The following is a 23376-nucleotide window of genomic DNA, read 5'->3' on the forward strand; positions in this document are numbered from 1 at the left end:
GGCAGGTGGGTGCTTCAGATCATGTTGACCGCTGACTCCTCGGAACTGACGATTCCAACCTTGAGCAGATCGGTGGAACCCGAGACGCCTGTGTGCGTGCCCGCGGTCTGCACCACCAGATCCCCCTCATTGAGCAGTCCCAGCGACTTCGCCTTGTTCATGGCCGCCAGGAAGGTGTGGGTGGTCCGTTCATGCTGCGGAATCACCAGAGGCTTCACGCCCCACACGAGCTGCAGCCGGCAGGCGACGGTGGGATCCGGGGTGATGGCCAGAATCGGTGCGGCTGGACGGAATTTGCTCACGTTCTTGGCGGTGGCACCGCTTTTGGTGAGCGGCAGAATCGCCGACGCATTCAGCTGACTGGCGATGGAACTCACCGCCAGGCTGAGGGCGTTGGGAATCGTGCTGGGCAGATGACTGTCAATGGCCCGCCGGGGGTAGTCCTTCTCGATGCGGCAAGCGATGGTCGCCATCGTCTGAACCGCCTCCACGGGAAAATCGCCGACAGCGGTTTCGTTGGACAGCATCACGGCATCGGTGCCGTCGAGGATGGCATTGGCGACATCGCTCACTTCCGCGCGGGTCGGCCGCGGGCTGGAGGCCATGGAATCCAGCATCTGGGTCGCTGTGATGATCGGGATGCCGAGGCTGTTCGCCTTGCTGATCAGTTCCTTCTGCAGCAACGGCACCTCCTCTGCCGGCATCTCAACCCCCAGGTCTCCCCTGGCCACCATCACTCCGTCACAGAGCGGCAGGATCGCGTCGATCTGATCGATGGCCTCGAATTTCTCGATCTTGGCCACCACGGGTGTGGAATGGCCGTGCTGGCGGATCAGGTCACGGATCTCCTCCATGTCGGAGGGATTTCGGACGAAGCTGAGCGCCACCCAGTCCACCTGCTGGGACAGCCCGAATTCCAGGTCCACCTTGTCCTTATCGGTCAGCGCCCGGACGGACAGCTGCACATCGGGGAAGTTCACTCCCTTGTTATTCGACAGAACCCCGCCGACGGTGACGCTGCAGTGCAGGGTCTGCTCGGCCTGATCAACCTGTTCGACCTTCATCTCGACGCGTCCGTCGTCGAGAAGGATGCGGCTGCCAGCGGTCACTTCATCCGCCAGCTTGTCGTAGGTGACGGTGGCGATGGTCTGGTCGCAGCTCACCGGTCTGGAGGTGAGGGAGAACCGGTCGCCGTTGGCCAGGGTGATCGGACCATCAGCAAAGCGACCCAGACGGATTTTCGGCCCCTGCAGGTCCTGAAGGATGCCGATGTTGATGCCCAGTTCGTTGGAAACCTCCCGGATGGTCGCGATCCGTGCCGCATGCTCGCTGTGATCGCCGTGCGAGAAGTTCAGGCGGAAGGTGGTTGCTCCAGCCTGAACAAGTTCCTTGATCCGCTCGGCGCTTTCCGTGGCGGGGCCGATGGTGGCCACGATCTTGGTCCGACGGTTCTGATCGAACTGGCCCATACCGAGGCTAAAAACCTTGCGGAAACTACCATCCAGTCGTTGGGAAGCCGGCGTCCGCCGGTGGGAGGCAGCCATCGACATCAATGCTTATCAGGCCGCTGCCCGCCGCACTGCCGCTTATCCCGACGTGGGCGCCAACCCCGTCTATCCGACGCTGGGTCTCAGCGGCGAGGCCGGAGAGGTGGCGGACAAGGTCAAGAAGGTGCTTCGGGACCGCGGCGGTGTCTTCGACGACCCAACCCGGGAGGCGATCAAGCTCGAGCTGGGCGATGTGCTCTGGTACGTGGCGCAGCTCGCGTCAGAGCTCGGTTATGACCTCGAGGAGGTTGCCACCGCCAACCTCGACAAGCTCGCCAGCCGTGCCGCCCGTGGTCGCATCGGCGGCAGCGGTGACCATCGCTGATCGCTGCCATGTCCCGTCGTCTGCTTGCGCTCCTCACCAGCCTGCTGATCCTGCTTGGATCAGCGGCTCCAGCCAGGGCTGCGGATCTGAAGCTCTCCGCCATCCAGTTGCTTCCCTGCACTGAGGAGGATCCGGGAAATCAACCGGATGTCGGACGCCCGATGGGAGCCAGTTGCTTCGTGCTCAGCGGCGAGGTCGACAACCCCGGTCGTCGTCCGGTCGTGGACACGGATGTCTATGCCCGCATCCTGGATGCCAGCGGAGAACCTGCTCTGCAGAACCGCACCCGAGTGGGATCCATCGGTGATGTGGCCCCAGGGACACATCCGTTCGCCCTGCGGATCGCCGTTCCGGCAGGAACACCAGGTCCCTTTGATGTCCGGAACGCCAAAGCCAGGGGGTTTTCAGCTCCGGTGCGCAGCCGCGTCGACGAGGGTGATGATCTTCTGCCTCTGGAGCAGGAGATTCAGTAGCTCAGACCGCCGGCATAGAAATAGAAGCTGGCGTTGAGCAGCAGTTGCTGAAGCAGGTTCAGCGCCACGAAGGCCAGGATGGCGGAGAGGTCGATGCCACCCAGGGGAGGAATCAATCCGCGGAAGGCGTTCAGGTATGGATCGGTGATCGAACTCACCGTGCTCAGCACAGGATTGCCCCAGTCCAGATTGGGGAACCAGCTCAGCAGCACCCGGACGATCAACACCAGGGAATAGATCTGAAGGGTCTGGGCCAGAACCTGAAGGATGGTGACGGAGAGACTCGCCATGGCTGGAGCTGTTGTACTTCGACTCTATGCAGGCTCCGTTGTTTCGGACGTTCCAAGATCCGGGAGCACTGAAAAGGTGCGATGGAACTTCTCCGAAAGCGTCAGCCAGTAGGAACGGCCTTCACTCTGCCGTCGGCGTTCGATGAAGTCCTGGGCGAGCAGTTCCTTGATGTGGTCGTAGGCACCGGAGCCACGCAGATCAACCAGCTCCGACTGAAGGATGCGCTTCTTCAGCGCGATGGTGGCCAGGGTGCGCAGGGTGGCCGTGGACAGGTTCACCGGAAGAAGATCGCGGACCAGATCTCCGAGTCCGGCTCGCAGTTGCAGCCCGTAGCGTCCGTTCTGGCTGACGATTTCGAGGGCTGTTTCGCGCTGCGAGTAGCTCGTGCTCAGTTCAAGGAGCGCCTGCTCCACCTCCGATCGCGGAACACCGGCCAGCTCCGACAGTTCACCCACCGCAATCGGCCGCCCCTTGAGATAGAGAATCGCCTCCAGTCGGGTGGCCAGTGACGGCTCCGTCATCTCTACCCCGCAGGATGAGTCAAGGTACCGCCTGATCCCTTACAGGAACAGGGCATAGGCGGGATTCGTCGTTTCCTCCCAGCATCGGTACCCGAGGTCGTCCAGGAAGGCCCTCCAGCCATCCATGCCATCGACGGGCACAAGAACTCCCACCACGATGCGACCGACGTCGGCACCGTGATTCCTGTAATGAAAAATGCTGATGCTCCAGCCGGGGTGAAGGGCATTCACGAAGTTCATCAGGGCGCCGGGGCGCTCCGGGAACTCGAAGCGATACAGCAGTTCGCGGCAATCACCGGCGCAGGCCTGTCGGGCTGAGGAGGGCAGTCGCCCGCCCACCATGTGGCGAAGGTGATTCTTGGCGAATTCGTTGTCGCTGAGGTCATGGCAGGGGAATCCGGCGGCGCCGAGTGCGCTCACCAGAGCGCTGCGGTCCCGTTCGTCCTGCACCTGCACACCGATGAAGATCTGTGCCCGGGAGCCTTCCGTCATCCGGTAGCTGAATTCCGTGAGGCTGCGGCGTTTGAGCTGCTCGCAGAGATCGCGCAGGCTTCCAGGTCGCTCCGGGATCTCCACAGCGAGCATCGCTTCGCGCTCTTCCCCGAGTTCAGCCCGTTCGGAGATGAAGCGAAGCCGATCGAAATTCATGTTGGCGCCGCAGGCCACGGCGATCAGACGGCGACCGGTCAGCTGCCGATCGATCACGTCCCGCTTCATCCCCGCCACGGCGAGGGCACCGGCGGGTTCCAGAATCGACCGGGTGTCCTCGAACACATCCTTGATGGCTGCACAGATGGCATCCGTGTCGACCGTGACCATGCGGTCCACGTGCCGTTTCGCCAGTTCAAACGTGTGTTCCCCGACCCGGCGCACGGCGACACCATCAGCGAACAGCCCCACCTGGTCGAGCTCAATGCGCTCGCCAGCCTCCAGAGAGCGAGTCATCGCTGCGGCATCCTGCGGTTCGACGCCGATGATCTCGATCTCGGGCCAGAGCGCTTTCACATAGGCAGCAATCCCACCGATCAGGCCACCTCCGCCGACGGCGACATAGATCGCCTGGGGTGGTTCCTCGCTCTGCCGCATGATTTCCAGCGCGATCGTGCCCTGGCCGGCGATCACCTCCGGATCATCGAAGGGGTGGATGTAGGTGAGCCCTTCGGCACTGCAGCGGCGTCGCGCTTCTGCGGAACATTCGTCGTAGGTCTCCCCGTGCAGGACCACCTCTCCACCGAGCGCCCGCACCGCCCGCACCTTCACTTCGGGCGTCGTGCTGGGCATCACGATCACCGCACGGCAGTTCAGGCGACGGGCACTGAGAGCGACACCCTGGGCGTGATTGCCGGCGCTGGAGGCGATCACGCCACGCTGCAGCTCATCCGTGGTCAGCTGCGACATCCGGTTGTAGGCGCCCCGCAACTTGAACGAGAACACCGGTTGAAGGTCCTCACGCTTGAGCCAGACGCGGTTCTGCAGACGGCGACTGAGATTTGGGGCGGGTTCGAGCGGAGTCTCGTGGGCGACGTCATAGACGCGGGCCCGCAGTATCCGCTGCAGATAGTCGGTCATCACACCATTCTCTCCAGAGCCCGCAGCCTCTGGTCAACGGAAGGGACCCCGTAGATTGCATGGATTGCAGTGGGCTGTGCATGCATCTCGGAGATCTGAAGCATCCGAATGAGCTGCACGGACTCAGCGTCGCTGAGCTTGAGGATGTCGGTCGTCAGATCCGTGAACGCCATCTCGAGGTGGTGTCCACCAGTGGTGGCCATCTCGGCCCGGGGCTCGGTGTTGTTGAGCTCACGCTTGCTCTGTATCAGACCCTCGATCTCGACCACGACCGTGTGATCTGGGATGTGGGCCATCAGGCCTATCCCCACAAGTTGATCACCGGCCGGTACAACGACTTCGGAACGCTCCGTCAGCAGCACGGGGTGGCCGGCTATCTCAAGCGGTCGGAGAGTCGTTTCGATCATTTCGGTGCCGGTCATGCCAGCACCTCCATTTCCGCAGCCCTCGGAATGGCCCTGGCGAGGGACAACCGCGGCGAAAGCTTCAAATGCGTTGCCGTGATCGGCGACGGGGCCATGACCGGTGGCATGGCTCTCGAAGCGATCAACCACGCCGGTCACCTGCCGGAGACCCCCTTGCTGGTGGTGCTGAACGACAACGACATGTCGATCTCACCGCCGGTCGGGGCTCTCTCCAATGCACTCAACCGGGCACGACTCAGCCCACCGATGCAGTTCCTTTCCGGCAGTGTCGAGGAAAGCGTCCGTCATCTGCCCTTCATGGGCGGCGAACTGCCGGCGGAACTGAACCGTCTCAAGGGAAGCATGCGCCGACTGGCGGTGCCGAAGGTGGGGGCGGTGTTCGAGGAACTCGGTTTCACCTACATGGGGCCGATCGACGGCCACGACATCGGTGAGATGATCCGAACCTTCCAGGCGGCCCATCGTTCCCACGGTCCGGTTCTGGTGCATGTGGTCACCACCAAGGGCAAGGGCTATCCCTATGCCGAGGCTGATCAGGTCGGGTACCACGCCCAGTCCGCCTTCGACCTGAGCACCGGCAAGGCGATTCCCTCCAAGAAGCCGAAGCCTCCCAGTTACAGCAAGGTGTTCGGGCAGACCCTGGTGAAGCTGTGCGAACAGAACAGCCGCGTGATCGGTATCACCGCCGCCATGGCCACAGGAACCGGTCTGGATCTGCTGCAGAAGGCTGTTCCCAAGCAGTACGTCGATGTCGGAATCGCCGAACAGCATGCGGTGACGCTGGCCGCCGGGATGGCCTGCGAGGGTCTGCGACCGGTGGTGGCGATCTACAGCACCTTCCTTCAGCGGGCTTACGACCAGCTCATTCACGACGTGGGCATCCAGAAACTGCCGGTCACGTTTGTGCTCGATCGTGCCGGCATCGTCGGAGCCGATGGCCCGACGCATCAGGGGCAGTACGACATCAGCTACCTGAGATCGGTGCCCAACTTCACCGTGATGGCTCCCAAGGATGAAGCCGAGCTTCAGAGGATGCTGGTCACCTGCCTTGCACACCCTGGCCCCACGGCGCTTCGGATCCCACGGGGCTCCGGTGTGGGCGTCACGCTGATGGAGGAGGGATGGGAGCCGCTGCCGGTCGGCTGCGGTGAGGTTCTGCGAGAGGGCGATGACCTGCTGATCGTTGCTTACGGCGCCATGGTCAAACCGGCGCTTGACACAGCAACACTTCTGGAAGAAGCCGGGTTCTCGGCCACTGTGGTGAACGCGCGATTCCTGCGGCCGCTCGATGAAGCGCTGATCCACCCCCTGGCCCGACGCATCGGCAGGGTGGTGACCATGGAGGAAGGGGCTCTTCCCGGTGGTTTCGGTGCCGCCGTTCTCGAGTCTCTCAACGATCGCGACATCAACCCCTCCCTGCTGCGTATCGGTATCCCCGATCAGCTGGTGGATCACGCCACACCCCAGCAGAGCAAGGAATCCCTGCAGCTGACCCCCCCACAGATGGCCAAGCGCATCCTCGACAGGTTCCCTCTGTCATCCCGTGCCGACTTCATCGAAACCTCACCCGTCGGCGCGGTCCAGTCCTGAGCTCTCCAGGGCACTGAAGCGATGACGGTTCTCGTCGCCGGCGCCGGACCTGCCGGAGCGCGCCTGGCGATCCGTCTCGCCCAGGCCGGGGAGCAGGTGATGTTGGTGGATCCCCTGAGCGACCCCCACCGCAACGCCTATTCCAGTGCTGCCGTTCCGATGCGGGACGTTCTCCAACTCGGGATTCCGAACGATTGCTGGGGCAGTCGCTGGAACGGTTGGCAGCTGCACGATCCAGAGGGCATGACTCACCAGTGGTGGGCAAACGATGCTCTTGGTGTCGTGCTCGATTTCGGTCGCCTTCGGGCCGCACTGTGGGAGCAGGCCTGCCGTGCGGGGGTCCATTTGATCAGCGGCTGCAGGGTTGCGCTGGAACAGCTGCAGGACGATTGCGCCACGGTGGAGCTGCGCTCCGGTCGCAGCGCCTCAGAGCGCCGGACCGTCCGATGGCTGGTGGATGCCACGGGCTCTCAGCGGATTCTGTTGCGTCAGGCGGGGGTGCCCGTGGAGACCCGGGAGGATCCGCTGCTGAAGGGTGAGGGCGTCGAATGGCTGCTTCAGGCGGATGACCGCCGTTCGGCTCCGTGGCGGGATCGGCTCAGCTTCTTTCTCGGCTCACGCTGGGTTTCTCACGGCTACGGCTGGGTGTTCCCCATGGATCAGCATCGTCTGAAGGTGGGAATCTGCCGGTTGCCACCTCCCTTGTCAGGCCGGGGCGATGCCCTCGGTTCCAGTCTTCGGCGCCTGATTCAGCACTGTGACCTCGACAGCCTGCCGGTGCTGGATCGCCACGGCGGCTTGGTCTCCAGCACAGTCCGTCGCGACCAGAGCATGGGACGTGGTGCTCTGATCGCGGTCGGTGATGCGGCAGGAACCTGCAACCTTCTCGGTGGCGAGGGACTTCGTCACGCTCTTCGGAGTTCCGATCTGCTGGCGGACGTCATGAGCGATGAGAGGGCTCATCCTCAGAAGCGGGATGCCTTGATCTCCCACTACTCCTCTCGCTTGCGCCAACGTCTGGGCTGGCGTTGGGGCATCAGTGGACGTCTGGCTCGACGCACCTGGTGGGGTTTGGATGCTCCCCGTGCGGATCGGCGGATGCTTCGTCTGATCGAGGGACTCTCCAGACAGGCAGGCGCAGAAGACCTGTCGCAGCTTCTGTTCGACTACAGGTTCGAACGCTACGGGCCGCGTCTGCTTCCTTATCTGATCTGAGGGAGTGCCGGTGGGGGCAGCTCCCTCAGGACGGTCTGTTCCGAATCAGAGAACGCCGCGGGCAGCAAGACCCTGGATGGCGCCGATGCCCATCACGTGGCCAAGGCTGGTGGTGGCCAGCAGGGCAGCGCGGCCCATGCCGCCGAAGAAGGCGGGATTGGGGAGTTGAGCACCTTCGTTCGGGTGCTTGATTGTTGCCTTGCCGATCGCGATGGCAATCACGTTGCAGGCAATCATCACCAGGGCAACCTTGGGAGACCAGGAGACGGTTGCAGGGGCGATAGCGAGGAGAGGGGTCAGCATGCAAGGCGTGGAGCGACGCTCCATCATCCGAGGTCATCACTGTTGTGAACTGCACTCTTAAGAGTTGTTCACCCTTGATGCCGCTGGATCAGCCCGATCACCAGAACGGCGTTTCCGAGTGTGAGAAAAGCTTCCGCGCCCCCGTGGAGGGCATCGATCTCCACGAGTTCCGCGTTGCAGCAACGCAGCGCCACAATCGCCGCCCCGATCGTCACCAGCACGAAGAGCAGGGTGAGCCGGAAGCCCCAGAGAGCCAGAGGAGGCAGTGCGTCGCTTTGTCGCAGCCAGTGCAGAAACAGCAGGTAGGGCGGCAGAGACAGGGCGAAAAGGGGAGCGGGATCGAGGTCCATGGGCATCAGGTCGCCGCGCGACGCTTCAGCTGCAGAGCGGCCAGTGCCAGAACAACGTTGCCCAGCAATGTCAGGCTGGCCTGAAGCAGCACGAGGCCGCGCAGAGCTTCGCTGTTATCGAACAGGTGCCAGGTGCAGGCGGCCATGGCGCTCACCAGGGCGGGAAGCATGGCCAGGGCCAGTCCGTTCAGGCCCCGCCGCTGGATCAGAACGATCGCCAGGATCCACTCGATCACTGAAGCGATGTGAATCCACCAGGTTCCGAAGGAAAGCTCATGCATGGCGACACCCTAATGATGGGAACTGCCGGATAATGAGCCTGTTTGCAGGGCGATGACCGTGGCTGGGACCGGCACGCGCACCCTGCTTCTGTGCGGTTACTACGGGGAGAACAACCTCGGGGATGATGCCCTGCTGCTGGTGCTGCTTCAGCAGATCCCTGCCGGCTTCAGCCTGCTGATCACTGCGAACGATCAGGAGGCGTTGCGGGCCCTGGCGCCGATGGCGGACGGCGTGGCCCGTCGATCGCTGGGCTCCGTGCTCGCGGCCGTGGGCCGGGCCGATGCTCTGATTCTCGGCGGCGGAAGCCTGCTGCAGGACAGCACCAGCCTGCGGAGCCTGATCTATTACCTGCTGCTGATCGTGACGGCACGGATTCAGCGCCGCCCGATTCTGCTCTGGGGTCAGGGGCTAGGCCCCTTGAACAGACCGACCAGTCGGTGGCTGGTGCGGCAGGTGCTGCCTCTGTGCACAGCCGCCAGTTGGCGTGATCGGAGTTCCCTGGAGCGTTCCAGGCGCTGGGCTCCCCGACTGCCGGCGCAGATGGCCCCTGATCCGGTCTGGCAGATGCCCCCGCAGTCCTGGTCTGGAGGCGTTTCGATCGTCGTCTGCTGGAGACCGACATCCCTGCTGGATGACTCCGGCTGGTCCGTGCTCCTCTCGGCTCTCGATGATCTGGCGGAACAGCTGCAGGCCCCTGTGCGCTGGCTCGCGTTTCACCAGCATCAGGATGCCGTGCTGTTTGATGCGCTGAAGGAGCGTGGTCTGATCCCTGCGTCTCTGGCGGCCCGCAGCTCAACGATCGTGCCGCGCAGCGTTGAAACTGTTTTCGCGACCGTGCGCAAGGCGAGGCTGGTGGTGCCCATGCGCCTGCATGCGCTGATTCTCGCCAGGCTGACCGGTTGCCCCATGGCGGCCCTCAGTTACGACCCGAAAGTGGAAGCGGCTGCGGAGATGGCCGATGTGCCCTGGCTGAAGCTGGACAAGCTGCCGACGGCGGCAAGCATCCTCAGCCAGTGGCTGGCCGCAGCCGATGCACCCGCCGATCCTCAGACCATCGAGCAGATCCGAACCCAGGCTTCGGCCCATGGCCGCATGCTGGAACAGTTTCTTCAACGGTGAGCGGATGTTTTGTGTTGATCGAAACTGCGATCGATGGCCTGGCCGATGGTCAGCCCCACCGGTAGATCACCACCGAAGCTTGTGCCGAGAATGTGGCGATACAACTTTGCGTCCACGAGCCGGTAGGTGGAATCCGGGAGGGGGATGTAGTTGCTGCTGTTCACCAGTGAGCTGATGTTGCGCAGGTAGTAGCTCACGAACTGACGGAAGTTTTTGTTCTTTCTCAAGGCCTGATCGTTGACGTACAGAAACAGTGGCCTTGCCAGTGGTTGATACTTTTCGTTCTGGACTGACTGCCTGGAAGGCGCAGTAGCCTGCCCTTCAGGATTGATGATTTTAACAGACTTGAGACTCTTGGCATTATTCTTGAAGTAGGCGTAGCCGAAATAAGCCAGAGCATCTTTGTTCTCCATCACGCACCTGACAAGAACGTTGTCGTCTTCACTGGAGGTGTAATCAGTTCGGGAGTTTGTCTTCGAGCCATTCACTGTCTTGTTGAAGACGTCAAACGTTCCTGAATCCATGCCAGGGCCGCATAGCTTGATGCCGACATCAGGAAAATCAAGATTTACTTGATTCCATTTGCTGATCTTCCCCTGAGCCTGCTTGCTCCAGAGCCTTGAGAGTTCATTGATGGTGAGGCTGTTCGCCCAGCTGTTGGCAGGATTGACGACAACTGTGATGGCATCAAAGGCAATCGGTAATTCGATGAAACTGATGTTATTGGTCTTGCAAGACCTCAATTCTTTGGCGGAAATCGGACGCGAAGCGTTGGCAAGAACGATGGTCCCACTGCAGAACTGACGGAACCCGGCTGATGATCCTGTTTCGCTGAGTTTGAAGTTGCTCGTCGCACCAGCAGCAGTGGACTTGAATTCACGGATTGCTGATCGCGTGATCGGGTGAACGGTGCTGGATCCGCTGATCCTGATGGTGTCTGAGCTTTGCGCTGTTGCTGCGGTCAGTCCCACTGCTGCACTGACGCCCGCAAGAAGAATTACTGGGCGGATGGCTGCCGATGAACCCATCGTCGAACAGGGATGCTTCTCAATGATGGGGACGGAAGTTGACCGCCGGGTTAAGCAACGGTTATTGCTCCTGACAGATGCTCACCATGCATGGATTGGATGGGATGCCAAAGGATGGAAATCATCAGAAATGGTCAATATTGATGATTTTACTTCTCTGTTTCTATTGCAAACTTTGCCCGGAATGAATCAGCTTGTTGATCGTTGTTGTTGAGATTATGGAGAGTTGAAACTGATGGTTGTGCCTGTGTTGTCTTGCTTCCATGCCTGAGCTGCAGGCCCTGAAGGCTCTGACCGATGACAATCAACAAGGTCTGGATCAGAAGGCAGATCAGAACGTCACTGCGTTGTCTCCAGAGTGCGGACGTCATCACCGGACTGCATCGACATTTATTTCAGCGACTTCGGCTGATCCAGGACGTGTCGCAGCGCACCGCTGGATCAGGCCATTCGAGTTCCGCTGCCGTCCAGAAACCGGTGCTCATCGGAGCTGTTCCACGACACCCTGAGATCGTCGCCAGGCTCAACCGTGCCGTCGCACAGCATGCGCAGCGTTCCAGCGCTGCACTCCAGAAGCAGCTGCTGCCCGGCCCCCAGCCATTCCCGGCCGATCAGACGGCAGGGGAGGCCTTCGCGATCGAGTCGCAGATGCTCAGGTCTGATCCCCACGATCAATCCCGTCTCCCGATGCAGCAGGTTCATCTGTGGTCGTCCGATGAACTGTGCGACAAACAGGGTCGCCGGGCGTTCGTACAACTCCCTGGGCGTTCCGATCTGTTCGATCCTGCCGTTGCGAAGCACGGCAATCCGGTCTGCCAGCGCCATCGCCTCCTGCTGGTCGTGGGTCACGTACACCACCGGCTGTGGACCCTGCAGGACGAGTCGCTTGAGCTCAGGCCTCAGCTCCTCCCTGAGCTGGGCGTCGAGATTGCTCATCGGTTCATCCAGCAGATACACAAGCGGATCCCGCAGCAACGCCCGTGCCAGGGCAACCCTCTGCCGTTGCCCTCCCGACAGCTCCGAAGGCCGTCGTTCCGCGAGCGATCCCAGCTGCATCACCTCGAGGATCGACGCCACCCTGCGGCGCTGATCATCGGGGGACACCCCACGGATGCGAAGTCCGAGATTCAGATTCTCCCGGATGCAGAGATGGGGGAAGAGGGCATAGCTCTGGAAGACCATGGCCACCCGTCGCCGATCCGGCGGCACGCCGTTCATGACCTCGCCATTGATCCGGATGCTGCCTTCATCGGGCGTGTCAAGGCCGGCGATCAGACGCAGGGCTGTGCTCTTGCCACAACCGCTCGGGCCGAGCAGCGCGAGGCATTCCCCTGAACCGACCTCGAGGTCAAGGTTCTGAAGGATCCATGTGTCGCCGTAACGGCGGCCGACCGATTGCAGAGTCAGGCTCATCCCTTCACCGCGCCGTTGGTGAGGCCGGAGACGATCTGGCGCTGAAACAGCAACACGAGCAAGAGCAGAGGCAAAGCTCCGAGCACTGTGGCAGCCGCGTAAGCGCCGTAGGGAACGGAATACACCGAGGAGCCGGCGATGCGGGCCATCGCCACCGGCAAGGTGAGCTGTTCACTGCGGCTCAGCCAGGTGAGGGCGATCGGATATTCATTCCAGGCGAACAGGAAGACGAGAATCGCCGTGCTGGCCGTCGCCGGTGCGATCAGGGGAATCAGAACCCATCGCAGCCGCTGCACCAGGCTCATTCCTTCCAGTTTTGCCGCGTCATCGAGATCCTTCGGAAGCCCTTCGAAGGCTGCCGTCAGCAGCAGCAGGGCCAGTGGGAGGGAAAGGGCTGAATACGGAATGGCCAGGGCGAGAAGACTGTTGCCCAGATTCAGGCTGCGGGCCAGTTCCAGCAGGGCCAGAAACAGGAGCACATAAGGAAAGAGGGCGGCACCGGCGATCAAGGCCCGACTGACGCGCAACCACCGTTGGGGCAGTCGCACCAGTCCGTAGGCGGCGGGGATGGCCAGGGCGATGGTGAGCACGGTGGACGCCGAGGCCAGCACGGTGCTGTTCAGCAGAAATCTCCAGAAGGGTGGATCGCTGCTCAGCAACTGGCGGTAGTGGATCAGGGTCCAGCGCTGAAGGAACGGGACCCCACCATCCACCAGTGCCGCCGTGGTGGTGAAGGAGCTGATCAGCTGCCAGAGCATCGGAGCCAGTGACCAGAGCAACAGCAGGCTGATCCAGAGTTGTCGTCGGTTCATGGCTGCAACGGTCGCAGCGCGCCGGAGAGCCGCAGCGCCAGGGCACCCAGCAGGATCGAGAGACTCAGCAGCAGGAACCCACCCAGCATGACCGTGGCGCTGTAACCGAAGTCGAGGAAACGCATGGCGTTGAAATAGGCATACAACGCGAGGCTCTCCGTGCTCCCGGCCGGTCCGCCTCCCGTGAGGACCTGAATCAGGTCGAACACTCCGAAGGCCTGGGCCAGCCGGAACAGCAGGCTCAGCAGGATGTACGGCAGCAGCAGCGGCAGGGTGATGTCCCGCAGTGCCTGGATGGAGCGGCCTCCTTCCAGACGGAAGGCTGCGTAGAGATCGGCCGGAATCGTCTGCAGGCCAGCCAGAAGGATCAACGTGATGAAGGGAGTTGTCTTCCAGACATCGGCCACCACCGTGGCCAGCCAGGTCCACTGCGGTGATGCCATCAGATTCAGCGGACCCAGCCCCACGAACCCGGCGACTGCTTCCAGGGGGCCATAGGGGGTGTTGAAGATCCAACGCCAGCCCAGAGCCATCATCGTGGTGGGCAGAGCCCAGGGCAGAAGCGTGAGAGCTCTCACGGCACCGCGCCCCCTCCAACGCTGATCGAGCAGCAGGGCGATCAGAAGGGCGAGGAACAGCTCGGCTGTCACGGACACCAGAGCGAAGCGGCTCGTCTGCAGCACGTCCTGCCAGAAACGGTCGTCGGCCAGCAGCCGCATCCAGTTGGCACCGCCGTTGGCCACCGGCACCAGGCCCGTCAGGACCGAGTTGGCGTGGAAGCTGAGCCAGGCATAACGCAGCATCGGCCATCCGAAGATGAGAGCCATCAGCAGCAGCGCCGGCGTCAGCAGCAACCAGGTCACGAGGCGCCTCCCGCGGCTTCGACGATCGTCATGCTGTTGATCTGTGCCTTGTTCATCGCCTGGTCAACCGCCAGATCATCTGTGAGCACGCCACTGAGCTGACGCTGCAGCACATCACTGAGCTGGGCGTAGAGCGGCGTGGGAGGTCGCGGAACAGCGTGGGTGAGGGCCTGCTCCAGGTCCGGCAGGATCGGGGAGAGTTCCAGCATCTCGGGATCCCGGAACAGGGACCGGTCGGTGGGGGTGTAGCCCTGATTGCGGAATCGCTCCCTCTGCGCGTCGGGAGATGTGAGGAATCGAATCGCCTCGATCACGGCCTGTGGATGATCCGAGCCCTTCAGCAGGCTCAGCCCCCAGCTCCCGAGCGTGGCTGCGGGCTGATGCCCCGCGTTGTGGACCATCAGCGTCACCCCGACCTGTCCCCGCACAGCACTGTCAGGCTTCTGAAGCTCCGCCCAGGCGTACGGCCAGTTCCGCATCAGGGCGGCATCTCCTGCCTTGAAGGCCTGCAGCGACTCGGATTCGGAATAGTTGGTCACAGCCTTCGGACTGATGCCATCACGGATCAGGCTCCGCATCCATCCGACGGCCTCAAGCGCCTCGGATGAGTTGAGCGAGGGTTCACCGGTCTGTGGGTTCAGCCAGTTGCCACCGAAGGCACTGAGCATCTCAACGAAATCACAGCTCAATCCCTCGTACTGACGCCCCTGCCAGACGAATCCACTGTTCACCGCACCGTCATCCATCAGCCGGCGGCCGACACTGCTCAGCTGGTCCGGAGTGCGCGGTGGTGCCTCCATCAGGTCTTTGCGCCAGTAGAGCAGACCCACGTCGGCGATCAGGGGCCAGCGGTAAAGAACGCCGTCGTAGTGATTGCCAAGCCGGGCTCCCGCGACCAGTGCATCGATCTCCTGAGGTTCAAAGTAGGAATCAAGCGGTTCAAGCCACCCGGCGGCGGCGTACTTGGCCAGCCAGGTGACATCCATCAGCAGGGCATCGAAGGGGGGACTGCCCAGCAGAAGACTGCTGATGGCCAGGTCGGAGATCGACTCGGTGTCGCGGGGGCCGCGGGTCACTCTGAGGGCGATGCTCCCGCGATGGTCACGATTGAACCGCTGCACCAGCTCTGCCGTGGCATCCGCGAAGGGAGCCGGCATCAGGATGTTGACCCGCTGAATCTGTCGTTGTCCGGACCAGGCCAGCCCGAAGCTGAACAGCAGGGTGAGGCCGAGCAGAGCGGCCAGCGTGCGCCGGCCGATGGTCATGCAACGACAGCCTGAGGGAAACCGGCCAGCTGCTCTTCAGCCCAGTCTTTGACGGTGTAGTTCTCGACTGCCTCCGTCATCCGACTCATCCGATCCCGCTGCTCCTCCTCCGGCATGACCAGTGCCGTCTCGATGGTTTCATCCATGCGTCGGTTGGAGTACGGGTTGGTCAGCACCGCTCCATCAAGCACCACAGAGGCGCCTGTGAATTCCGACAGAACCAGGACTCCCCCACGGTTCCGGCGGGCTGCGGCATATTCCTTGGCGACCAGATTCAGCCCGTCCCGAAGTGGCGTGATCCAGCAGACATCGGCGTGGCAGAACCAGGCGATCATCTCCTCGTAAGGGATCCTTCGGGTGGAGAAACGCACCGGAACCCAGTCAATCTGGCTGAAGCGACCATTGATGCGACCGGCCATTTCTTCGATCGACCGCTGTGTGTCCTCGTAGATCTTCATGCCGCTCGCAGCTGCAACACAGGCCAGCATCAGCACAACGTCACCGTGAAGATCAGGACGTCGCTCCAGCAGGCGTTCATAGGCAAGCAGCAGTTCTTCGTTTCCCTTGGTGTAATCAACCCGGCTTGCGGAAAGAATCAGCTTGCGTCCCTTCTTGGTGTCCTGAACGATCAGTTCACCGTGATTTTCGACAGCAGCACTCCAGGAGAGCTCCTGAATCACATCCGGCGATGTTCCCACCGGTGAACTCAGCAACTGAACACAGCGGCCGTTGTGCTCCAGATGACTGGTGACGGTGCCTTCTGACAGGGCTGTCCCGACCGTGATGAATTTCTTGTCGACCGGCACCTTCGGTCCGCGGTTGGCTCCAACAAGAGTGCTGGCAGCTCTGGCGAAGTTCTCGGTGTATCGGGGGATGTGAAAACCCACAACATCACAGCAGAGCAGACTCTCGAGGATCTGCTCACGCCAGGGAAGAATCGCGAAAACATCATTCCCCGGGAAAGGAGTGTGGTGAAAAAACGCGATTTTCAGATCTGGACGTCGTTCCCGGATGTATCCGGGTGCGAGCCAGAGGTTGTAGTCGTGCACCCAGACGGTCGCGCCCTCAGCAGCTTCCTCACAGGCTGCCTCAGCAAATCTCAGATTCACTTCTTCGAAGATGGACCAATCGGCGTTATTGACGTTGAAGTGTGTTGGAAATGTATGCAGAATCGGCCAGAAGGACTCCTTGGATGTGATGTGATAAAAACTGGTTATCTGAGTATCATGGAGCGGAATTCTGCAGAGCGTGAATGGTGATGGATCCTGCATTCCGATCCGCTCAATGTCACCGGATTCGGGATTCTCGACCCTTCTCCAGGCAATCCAGGTTCCGTCATCGCAGTCTCTGAATATATTTCTCAGGGTTGGAATGATGCCGTTCGGGCTTTTCTGGTCCACCCATATTCGATTTCCCTGCTCATCAGTTCCTTCGTCAAAAGGTGTGCGGTGGTAGAGAATGATGAAACTACTGCTGCCCATGTTCACAACATCGCGCATGAATTTGATAACCACCTTTCATCAAGGTGGCGAATTTGTCAAACAGACGTGTTGTTCTGAAGATTCAGAAGAGAATCCAGCACTTCCTTCGCGTGACCGTTCGGGCGTACGGCGACCCACCGCTCGCGCAGAACGCCGTTGGGGTCGATCAGGAAGGTGTGACGCAGCGAGTAGGGAGCCATCCACGACCCGTAGGCCTTGCTCACGGTTCCGTCGGGGTCGGAGAGCAGTGGAAAGCTCAGCTCCTCGCTGTCACAGAAGGATGTGTGGTCATCGACGCTGTCGGCACTGATGCCCACCACCTGAGCCCCCGCGTCCCGGAAGCTCTGATGCATGGTCTGGAAGCCGCGGGCCTCCAGCGTGCAGCCCCCGGTGAAATCCCGGGGATAGAAGTACAAGGCCAGCCACTGGCCCTGGAAATCGGAGAGAGACCACAGGGAACGATCTTTATCGGAGCGACTGGATCCAGGCAGCTGGAAGGTCGGCACGGCCTCGCCGATGGAGAGCTGGGTGCCTCCCAGAGCGCTCACACTTCTCGGGCCAAGACTCACCGCCGCCATCAGCAGACCGGTGCGTATCAGCAGATCCCTGCGCTGCATCGGAGCGGCTTCAGAGCTTGGCGAGATTGATGCCGAGGGACTTGGCATAGGCACCAAGTCCCTTCTTCTGGATGGTCTTCAGGGCGCGAGTCGTGATGCGCAGGTTCACCCAACGCTTTCCTTCGGCCCACCACAGACGACGCTGCTGCAGATTGGCCTGCTGCAACTTCTTGGTACGGATGTGGGAATGGCTCACGGCCATGCCGTTGTTGGCGCGAGTACCCGTGAGCTGACACACCCGTGACATGACGACGTCCTTCTGACTTGAGGTTGCTCGATCCCGATCAGACGGAATCAAACAACAACCCTATCAAAGACTGGCTGCTAGAGGCCTCTCTGCATCAGGTCACCCATCAGGGTTGCGCTGCGGGTCTGGAATCCGGCCAGTTCGTTGGGTTCCAGCCCGCCGACCCCGAGTCGTGCCATGTCGTAGAGGTGAATCGCCAGATCGCGGGATAGCCGCTCAGTGGGGGACGACTCCGCCGAACCCACGAGAACGGAGCCGGATTTGAGTTTCAGAAGCCCCTCCACGAGGGGATGGCGGCGATTCACCAGCAGAACATGGTGATCCGGCAGTCCTGGAAGTCTCTGCTCCATCAGGGCTCCCATGTCATTCAGCCGCCGCATCTGCTCCGGCAGAAGAATCATGGCCGGGGGTGCGCCCTCACTCTTGAGCGCCTGCACCTGAACGGTGACCTTGTCGTTGGCCAGAGCGTCCTTGATCAGACTGCGAAGGGTTTCAGACTGGGTGTTGCCATCCTGATCCGCCAGCTCGGAGTCGTCGTCCTTGAGGCTTTCATCCAGCTCGGAATCAACCCGCTGGAACTTCAGATCGTCATGTCGCTGCTCCATCCAGGGGATGAACTGCGTGTCGATCACCGTTTCGAGTTTCAGGACCTCGGCTCCCTGAGCGATCCACAGATTCAGAGCGCCCGCCTGAGCCACATCATCCGTGCTGTAGAGAATGCGGGTGCTGTTGTCGGATGGAAGTCTGCTGCGGTATCCGGCGAGCGTTGTGTAGCAGTTGCCGTTTGCACCCACAGGATCTGCCTCGTCGCCTGTCCCTGCGGGCGCTGATGTTCCGAACAGAATCAGTTCGGACACCTGATCAGCGAACTTTTCATCCTCCATCGCGCCGATCTTCACGAACGGGGCAAGTGATTCCCAGGCTTCTGCGTAGGCAGAGGGGTCGTCCTGTTTGAGGCTGCGAAGTCGATCGGCCACTTTCTTGGCGACGAAACTGCCGATGGAGCGGACTCTCCGATCTGTCTGCAGGGCACTGCGGCTCACATTCAGGGGAATATCCGGTGAATCGATCACCCCTCGCAACGGCAACAGATAGCGCGGAACAACTTCCTTGATCGAGTCGCTGACGAAAACCTGATTGCAGTACAACTTGATTTCTCCCTTCTCCCAGTCGGCGCGACCAGTCTGTTTCGGGAAGAAAAGAATTCCCTGAAGGTTGTAGGGATAATCCGTATTGAGATGAACCCACAGCAGGGGATCACCCTGGAAGGGATAGAGATAGTTGTAGAGATCGATGTAATCCTGATCTGTCAGGTCACGAGCACTCTTTCTCCAGGGTGCTTCCCTCTTGTTGATGGTCTCGCCTTCGAGTTGCACCGGTACTGCCATGAAATCGCAGTAGGTGTTGATCAAGGTCCGGATTCTTGCCGGCTCAAGGTATTCAAGTTCCTCCTCCATCAGATGGAGAATCACATCGGTCCCGGCCGACTCGCGTTCTGCCGCGACGATGCTGAAATTCGGAGATCCATCGCAGCTCCATCGAACCGCTTCACTGTCAGGTCGGGCTGATCGCGTCACCAGCTCGACGCGCTGAGCCACCATGAAGCTCGAGTAGAAGCCAAGGCCGAAGTGGCCGATGATTGCGTCGTCCTCCTGTTTGTATTTCTGGAGGAAATCCTCAGCGCTTGAGAAGGCGACCTGGTTGATGTAGCGCTTCACCTCATCAGCCGTCATTCCGATCCCGTTGTCGGAAATGGTGACGGTTTTGGCTTCACGGTCGACGCAGATCCGGATGGCGCCCTCATCGCCCTCGCTGCAGTCGCCAGCCATGGCGGCCATCCGCCTCTTGCTGATGGCGTCGACCCCATTGCTCACCAGTTCTCTGAGGAACACCTCGTGGCCTGAATAAACGGCCTTCTTGATGATCGGAAAGATGTTCTCGGTGTGGATCTGAATCTGACCCTGTTCTTCCATCACCGACATGAGGATCTGAGAGAAAAACCGACCCTACAAATCGACCCAGACCTCCCTCAAGAGCCACCCTTGGTGGTTCTCCGTACTGATGGGCTCATCCGGGGCAGAACGCAGCTTCAGAATTCGGCTTTGAGCTCCGTGCCATGAAGGTTGACGGCCCGAGAATCACTGTTTGGGTCAGCGGTCTGATCCTTCTCTCACTGGCCGTCTTCCTGATGCAGGCCGGGTGGAGTGCGGCCTCCATCAAGACAGGCATCGATGCCACCGGTCGCAGCTCCCTGCTTCTGTTCTCGATCGCCTTCACAGCCTCCAGTCTCCAGAGTCTCTGGAGAACACCTCTCACCATCTGGATCCTGCGCAACAGGCGTTGGATCGGTCTGAGCTTTGCAGCGTCCCACTTCGTTCATCTGGCTCTGATCCTGGCGATCTCCCTCTGCTTCCCGGAACCATTTCTCAGTGATCAGTCAAAGGCGCAGTGGGTGTTCGGGGGGCTCGGCTACCTGTTCGTCGCTCTGATGGCTTTGACGTCCACGGATCAGGCCCAGAAATGGATGGGTCTGCAGAACTGGAAGCGGCTTCACTTCATCGGCAGTCACTGGTTGTGGGCTGTGTTCGCACTCACCTATGTCGAGCACACGAAGAAGGGTCCGCTCTGGCTTTACGCCCCGCTGCTTGTGTTCACTCTGGCTCTGATACCGGTTCGCATGGCGAAGCACCAGCCACCCGGAGCGCTTCACGGAACCACGAACTGAGGGAACGTGGTTCAGCTCACCTTCTGCAGGTCCGGTCGCTCCTCGGCCAGGATCGCCCCCTCCACAGGGCAGACCTGCAGACAGATCCCGCAGTCGATGCAGGTGTCGAAGTTGATCCAGTAGAAGTCGGTTCCCTTGCTGTTCTTGCCGCCCCCCTGATCGATGCAGGCGACCGGACAGGCATCGACGCAGTCGGCGACGCCTTCGCACACATCGCTCACGATGGTGTGGGGCATGACGGGAATCAAATGGGACCCGGACTTTAGGGAGTGATCCAGTCCAGCTGCAGCCCGCCTCGCTCCCTGGCCATCGCCTCCGCCTGGGTTCGATCAGCCACCGGTTTCAACTCCACCACCGCGCGTGTTCCCTGTTGATGCCAGGACAGCTGTCTTTGCAGTGCATCCTCCAGGCCGGTTCCGGCTGAATAGGCCACCAGAACAGCCGGTTCAGCGGCTTGCCCCGCGCTGGATTCGCTGAGCAATTCTCGGATCGGATCGATCGCCAGGCTGAACCCGACACCGGCCGCATCCATCCCCGTCGCCCCGCAGCGTCGAACCAGATCGTCGTAACGACCTCCACGGGCAATCACGACAGGTGCTGCCTTCCCCTGGCACACCAACTGGAACACAAGACCTGTGTAGAGCTCGAAGATCGGCTGGAAGGTGGCATCCAGCTGAACTGAGACACCCTGGGCGTCAGCCGCCGGCGTGAGCAGGTCCGTGAGACGCTTCAGATCCGCGAACACCGGCTGCGGGCCGAACCGTTCCTCCAGCTCCCGCAACTGCAGGTCAGGTCTGCCTCGGCTGTCGAGATGCCGAAGCAGCCCGTCACGATCGACCTGCGGCAGATCCATCGCTTCGATGGCCAGGCGGTCGTATCGGGTGAGAGCTGTGCGGATGGCGTCCTTTCGGACTCCGTCATACGGAGAGAGCACCAGATCCATCAGGGCGGTGTGACCGATCAACAGCTGCGGTTGATGCCCTGCCCCCAGATCGAGGGTCGACACCGAAGCGATGAGCAGGGCCAGCAGTTCCATCTCCGCTTCCACTCCCTGGACGCCGAACAGCTCCACTCCGCTCTGGAGGTTCTCCTCGATGCACATGCCGCCTTCATCAGCAGAACGGCTCTGGAAGACCGTGCCAGAGGCCCAGAGGCGCAGAGGTCGAGGCCGACTTGCCAGCCGCGTGCTGGCTGCGCGAGCGATCGAGGCGGTCATCTCGGGGCGAAGCCCGAGTGGGTCGTCCGAAACCAGCCTGACGACATCACCGCTGTCGATGGCACCCCCTGCCATCAGGGTGTCCAGCCGCTCGACCCGGGGAGGAGACACCTCGTCGTATCCCCAGAGTCTGTAGACGGCGGCAAGCCGTTCACTGAGCAGGCGATTGCTCTCCACCTGCCGCGGGTTGAGATCCCGGGCGCCAGCTGCGGGTTGCAGCGCCATGTCCGAAGTCGTCGGCGACGCTTCAGGATCCCACGGCCGTGATCCCCGGCGCACCGAAACAGGCACCGCTGAGTGGCTCCACCTGGTTCAGTTCGTCCACCATGGGCTGATGCAGCCCGGGGGCACAGGCCAGGACGCGTCCGCTGCCGATGTCGAAGCGCTCTCCCCTGTAATCGCTGACCTGTCCGCCGGCGATCTCCACCAGAGCAACGCCAGCCGCGAGATCCCAGGGCGCGAGACCCCGTTCCCAGTAACCGTCGAGACGCCCCGCTGCGACAAAGGCCAGATCGACCGCAGCAGCTCCGCCACGACGCACGCCGCGGGTGCGATGGGTGAACCAGCAGAACTCCGCGTAGTTGTTGTCGAGCCGTGTGTGACGGTCATAGGCGAAGCCCGTCACCAGAAGCGCGTCCGCCAGGTCGTTGCAAGAACTCACCTGCATCGGTGATGTGTTGAGAAAGCTGCCGAGGCCCGGAGCTCCCCAGAAGGTCTCGTTCAGAAACGGCACGGCGATCGCCCCGAGCACGGGCTGTTGTCGCCACGTCAATCCGATCGATGTGGCGAAGAAGGGATACCCGTGAGCGAAGTTGGTGGTTCCGTCGAGCGGATCGACACACCAGCGCAGGCCGTCCTGTTCACCTCTGGCCCCGCTCTCCTCAGCCAGAACGGCGATATCGGGCGTTCGTTCCCTCAGCGCCTCCAGCACTCTGGCTTCCGCAGCGAGATCTGCGTTGGTGACCAGATCCCCGATGCGACCTTTGTTCTCGATGCTGGAGAGACGTCCGTAGTGACGCATCAGCTCAGCACCGCCGAGTTCGGCCACCTCCCTGGCCACGTCTGCCAGGTGACGCAGAGCCGCCTGATTCAGACCAGCCTGCTCAGCGGCCTGCGCACACAGGTTTGATGTCATCGTTCAGTCCTCCTCCAGAGGGAGTCCGGCCCGTACGGAACCGCGACCGAAGTGGCGACCGAACTGGAGCTCATAGACCTCGTCCTCATCCTGGGTCTCCGCTTCAAGCGGGCCCGTCGCCCTGGCGACACACAACAGTCCATAGCCTCGGGCACGCAATTCCTTCGACAGTCCCATCGCCTCCCGTTGATCGAGTTCTCCTTCCAGCACCCGGACGGCGCAGCTCGTGCAGCATCCGTTCCGACAGGAAAAGGGCAGCGGATCGCCCTGCAGCTCGAAGCTGCGCAGGATGTAATCACCCTCAGCCACCTCATGGGTGATGGTTCGGTTCTGCTGGCGCCAGTGCACCGTGATCCTGTGCTGCGGCCGCATGCAGCCCTCTGGAAAAGGCCCTGCTACATTGGCATCTGCCCCACATAAGCCGGTGGAGAGCTGGCCGAGTGGTCGAAGGCGCAGCACTGGAAATGCTGTATAGGGGCAACTCTATCGAGGGTTCGAATCCCTCGCTCTCCGCTTCTCCGGTCCGTCAGGACCGGATTTTTTTTGCCTGGCTTCCACATCAGC

General features: G+C 61.5%; 27 protein-coding genes and 1 tRNA gene. 8 read left to right on the plus strand and 20 right to left on the minus strand.

All coding sequences use genetic code 11. The features are described from left to right. Window positions 1-14 precede the first annotated feature (14 nt). Window positions 15-1469 (minus strand): pyruvate kinase, encoded by a 1455-nt coding sequence (gene pyk / locus ACJ0G7_RS10320; protein ID WP_043691021.1) that lies wholly within the window; start codon window positions 1467-1469, stop codon window positions 15-17. A gap of 73 nt (window positions 1470-1542) precedes the next feature. Here pyk and ACJ0G7_RS10325 point away from each other — a divergent pair, with 73 nt between their 5' ends. Beyond that, window positions 1543-1872, plus strand: coding sequence for a nucleoside triphosphate pyrophosphohydrolase family protein (locus ACJ0G7_RS10325; protein ID WP_043696451.1), 330 nt, complete (start codon window positions 1543-1545; stop codon window positions 1870-1872). Window positions 1873-1880: 8 nt separating this feature from the next. Continuing rightward, window positions 1881-2345: a hypothetical protein gene (locus tag ACJ0G7_RS10330; protein WP_407396044.1), complete on the plus strand. Its 465-nt coding sequence runs from the start codon at window positions 1881-1883 to the stop codon at window positions 2343-2345. Here the strand turns inward: ACJ0G7_RS10330 and ACJ0G7_RS10335 are convergent. Genes ACJ0G7_RS10335 through ilvA form a run of 3 tightly spaced genes read right to left on the minus strand, consistent with a single transcriptional unit; the run spans window position 2339 to window position 4726 of the window. Further along, window positions 2339-2635, minus strand: a complete 297-nt coding sequence (locus tag ACJ0G7_RS10335) for a YggT family protein (protein ID WP_043691024.1) — start codon at window positions 2633-2635, stop codon at window positions 2339-2341. The genes ACJ0G7_RS10330 and ACJ0G7_RS10335 overlap by 7 nt on opposite strands. 24 nt (window positions 2636-2659) lie before the next feature. Continuing rightward, on the minus strand, window positions 2660-3157 hold the full coding sequence (gene scpB, locus ACJ0G7_RS10340; protein WP_043691026.1) for an SMC-Scp complex subunit ScpB: 498 nt from the start codon (window positions 3155-3157) through the stop codon (window positions 2660-2662). Window positions 3158-3196: 39 nt separating this feature from the next. Beyond that, window positions 3197-4726, minus strand: a complete 1530-nt coding sequence (gene ilvA / locus ACJ0G7_RS10345) for a threonine ammonia-lyase, biosynthetic (protein WP_407396045.1) — start codon at window positions 4724-4726, stop codon at window positions 3197-3199. An 80-nt stretch (window positions 4727-4806) separates the two neighbouring features. On the opposite strand from ilvA, the gene dxs reads away from it, so the two are divergent. Then, entirely contained in the window at window positions 4807-6741 is a 1935-nt protein-coding gene (dxs, locus tag ACJ0G7_RS10350; RefSeq protein WP_043696454.1) for a 1-deoxy-D-xylulose-5-phosphate synthase, read from the plus strand. Window positions 6742-6762: 21 nt separating this feature from the next. Then, window positions 6763-7956, plus strand: coding sequence for an NAD(P)/FAD-dependent oxidoreductase (locus ACJ0G7_RS10355; RefSeq protein ID WP_407396046.1), 1194 nt, complete (start codon window positions 6763-6765; stop codon window positions 7954-7956). Window positions 7957-8001: 45 nt separating this feature from the next. On the opposite strand, the gene psaK is transcribed toward ACJ0G7_RS10355, so the two are convergent. The 3 genes from psaK to ACJ0G7_RS10370 form a co-directional block, all read right to left on the minus strand. Beyond that, window positions 8002-8259, minus strand: a complete 258-nt coding sequence (gene psaK / locus ACJ0G7_RS10360) for a photosystem I reaction center subunit PsaK (RefSeq protein ID WP_043691033.1) — start codon at window positions 8257-8259, stop codon at window positions 8002-8004. A 68-nt stretch (window positions 8260-8327) separates the two neighbouring features. Beyond that, window positions 8328-8609, minus strand: coding sequence for a DUF3593 domain-containing protein (locus tag ACJ0G7_RS10365; protein ID WP_052378285.1), 282 nt, complete (start codon window positions 8607-8609; stop codon window positions 8328-8330). Between the two features lie 5 nt (window positions 8610-8614). Further along, complete coding sequence (locus ACJ0G7_RS10370; protein ID WP_043691035.1) at window positions 8615-8890, minus strand: DUF2499 domain-containing protein; 276 nt, start codon at window positions 8888-8890, stop codon at window positions 8615-8617. Window positions 8891-8942: 52 nt separating this feature from the next. On the opposite strand from ACJ0G7_RS10370, the gene csaB reads away from it, so the two are divergent. Next, window positions 8943-10010, plus strand: coding sequence for a polysaccharide pyruvyl transferase CsaB (gene csaB, locus ACJ0G7_RS10375; RefSeq protein ID WP_407396048.1), 1068 nt, complete (start codon window positions 8943-8945; stop codon window positions 10008-10010). On the opposite strand, the gene ACJ0G7_RS10380 is transcribed toward csaB, so the two are convergent. After that, complete coding sequence (locus ACJ0G7_RS10380; protein ID WP_043691038.1) at window positions 10001-11038, minus strand: PstS family phosphate ABC transporter substrate-binding protein; 1038 nt, start codon at window positions 11036-11038, stop codon at window positions 10001-10003. The genes csaB and ACJ0G7_RS10380 overlap by 10 nt on opposite strands. Between ACJ0G7_RS10380 and ACJ0G7_RS10385 the strand changes: the two genes are divergently transcribed. Beyond that, the gene (locus ACJ0G7_RS10385; protein ID WP_407396049.1) at window positions 11019-11252 is read left to right on the plus strand and encodes a hypothetical protein; all 234 of its coding nucleotides are present in this window, start codon (window positions 11019-11021) and stop codon (window positions 11250-11252) included. The two genes, ACJ0G7_RS10380 and ACJ0G7_RS10385, sit on opposite strands and share 20 nt — an antisense overlap. A 227-nt stretch (window positions 11253-11479) precedes the next feature. On the opposite strand, the gene ACJ0G7_RS10390 is transcribed toward ACJ0G7_RS10385, so the two are convergent. The 8 genes from ACJ0G7_RS10390 to htpG all read right to left on the minus strand — a co-directional run bounded on the left by ACJ0G7_RS10390 (window position 11480) and on the right by htpG (window position 19718). Further along, on the minus strand, window positions 11480-12451 hold the full coding sequence (locus ACJ0G7_RS10390; protein WP_407396050.1) for an ABC transporter ATP-binding protein: 972 nt from the start codon (window positions 12449-12451) through the stop codon (window positions 11480-11482). Continuing rightward, window positions 12448-13263 carry a carbohydrate ABC transporter permease gene (locus ACJ0G7_RS10395; protein ID WP_407396051.1) on the minus strand — a complete coding sequence of 272 codons (816 nt, stop codon included), beginning with the start codon at window positions 13261-13263 and terminating at the stop codon, window positions 12448-12450. The genes ACJ0G7_RS10390 and ACJ0G7_RS10395 overlap by 4 nt, the downstream gene beginning before the upstream one ends. Beyond that, window positions 13260-14126, minus strand: coding sequence for a carbohydrate ABC transporter permease (locus ACJ0G7_RS10400; RefSeq protein WP_043691044.1), 867 nt, complete (start codon window positions 14124-14126; stop codon window positions 13260-13262). Before ACJ0G7_RS10400 ends, ACJ0G7_RS10395 begins: the two co-directional genes overlap by 4 nt. After that, window positions 14123-15391 carry an ABC transporter substrate-binding protein gene (locus tag ACJ0G7_RS10405; protein ID WP_407396052.1) on the minus strand — a complete coding sequence of 423 codons (1269 nt, stop codon included), beginning with the start codon at window positions 15389-15391 and terminating at the stop codon, window positions 14123-14125. Before ACJ0G7_RS10405 ends, ACJ0G7_RS10400 begins: the two co-directional genes overlap by 4 nt. Beyond that, on the minus strand, window positions 15388-16872 hold the full coding sequence (gene ggpS, locus ACJ0G7_RS10410; RefSeq protein WP_407396053.1) for a glucosylglycerol-phosphate synthase: 1485 nt from the start codon (window positions 16870-16872) through the stop codon (window positions 15388-15390). Before ggpS ends, ACJ0G7_RS10405 begins: the two co-directional genes overlap by 4 nt. A gap of 56 nt (window positions 16873-16928) precedes the next feature. After that, window positions 16929-17489, minus strand: coding sequence for a peroxiredoxin (locus ACJ0G7_RS10415; RefSeq protein WP_407396054.1), 561 nt, complete (start codon window positions 17487-17489; stop codon window positions 16929-16931). Between the two features lie 10 nt (window positions 17490-17499). After that, a complete protein-coding gene (gene rpmB, locus ACJ0G7_RS10420; RefSeq protein WP_043691050.1) occupies window positions 17500-17736 on the minus strand; it encodes a 50S ribosomal protein L28 in 237 nt (78 codons plus the stop codon). Window positions 17737-17813: 77 nt separating this feature from the next. Then, complete coding sequence (gene htpG / locus ACJ0G7_RS10425; protein WP_407396056.1) at window positions 17814-19718, minus strand: molecular chaperone HtpG; 1905 nt, start codon at window positions 19716-19718, stop codon at window positions 17814-17816. Window positions 19719-19852: 134 nt separating this feature from the next. Here htpG and ACJ0G7_RS10430 point away from each other — a divergent pair, with 134 nt between their 5' ends. Further along, the gene (locus tag ACJ0G7_RS10430; RefSeq protein WP_407396057.1) at window positions 19853-20461 is read left to right on the plus strand and encodes a ferric reductase-like transmembrane domain-containing protein; all 609 of its coding nucleotides are present in this window, start codon (window positions 19853-19855) and stop codon (window positions 20459-20461) included. 11 nt (window positions 20462-20472) lie between these two features. Here ACJ0G7_RS10430 and ACJ0G7_RS10435 read toward each other — a convergent pair whose 3' ends face one another. From ACJ0G7_RS10435 to ACJ0G7_RS10450, 4 genes are read right to left on the minus strand one after another with little or no spacing between them, the layout of a single operon-like run. After that, window positions 20473-20697 (minus strand): ferredoxin family protein, encoded by a 225-nt coding sequence (locus ACJ0G7_RS10435; protein ID WP_043691056.1) that lies wholly within the window; start codon window positions 20695-20697, stop codon window positions 20473-20475. Between the two features lie 26 nt (window positions 20698-20723). Beyond that, window positions 20724-21902 carry an ATP phosphoribosyltransferase regulatory subunit gene (locus tag ACJ0G7_RS10440; protein ID WP_407396059.1) on the minus strand — a complete coding sequence of 393 codons (1179 nt, stop codon included), beginning with the start codon at window positions 21900-21902 and terminating at the stop codon, window positions 20724-20726. 22 nt (window positions 21903-21924) lie between these two features. Then, the gene (locus ACJ0G7_RS10445; RefSeq protein ID WP_407396061.1) at window positions 21925-22812 is read right to left on the minus strand and encodes an inositol monophosphatase family protein; all 888 of its coding nucleotides are present in this window, start codon (window positions 22810-22812) and stop codon (window positions 21925-21927) included. Between the two features lie 3 nt (window positions 22813-22815). Continuing rightward, window positions 22816-23184, minus strand: a complete 369-nt coding sequence (locus tag ACJ0G7_RS10450; protein ID WP_043691059.1) for a 2Fe-2S iron-sulfur cluster-binding protein — start codon at window positions 23182-23184, stop codon at window positions 22816-22818. Between the two features lie 54 nt (window positions 23185-23238). Between ACJ0G7_RS10450 and ACJ0G7_RS10455 the strand changes: the two genes are divergently transcribed. After that, window positions 23239-23325: transfer RNA gene (locus tag ACJ0G7_RS10455), tRNA-Ser, on the plus strand. The last annotated feature ends 51 nt before the right edge of the window (window positions 23326-23376 follow it).

This window comes from Parasynechococcus sp., from assembly GCF_045559935.1.
Lineage (GTDB): Bacteria > Cyanobacteriota > Cyanobacteriia > PCC-6307 > Cyanobiaceae > Parasynechococcus.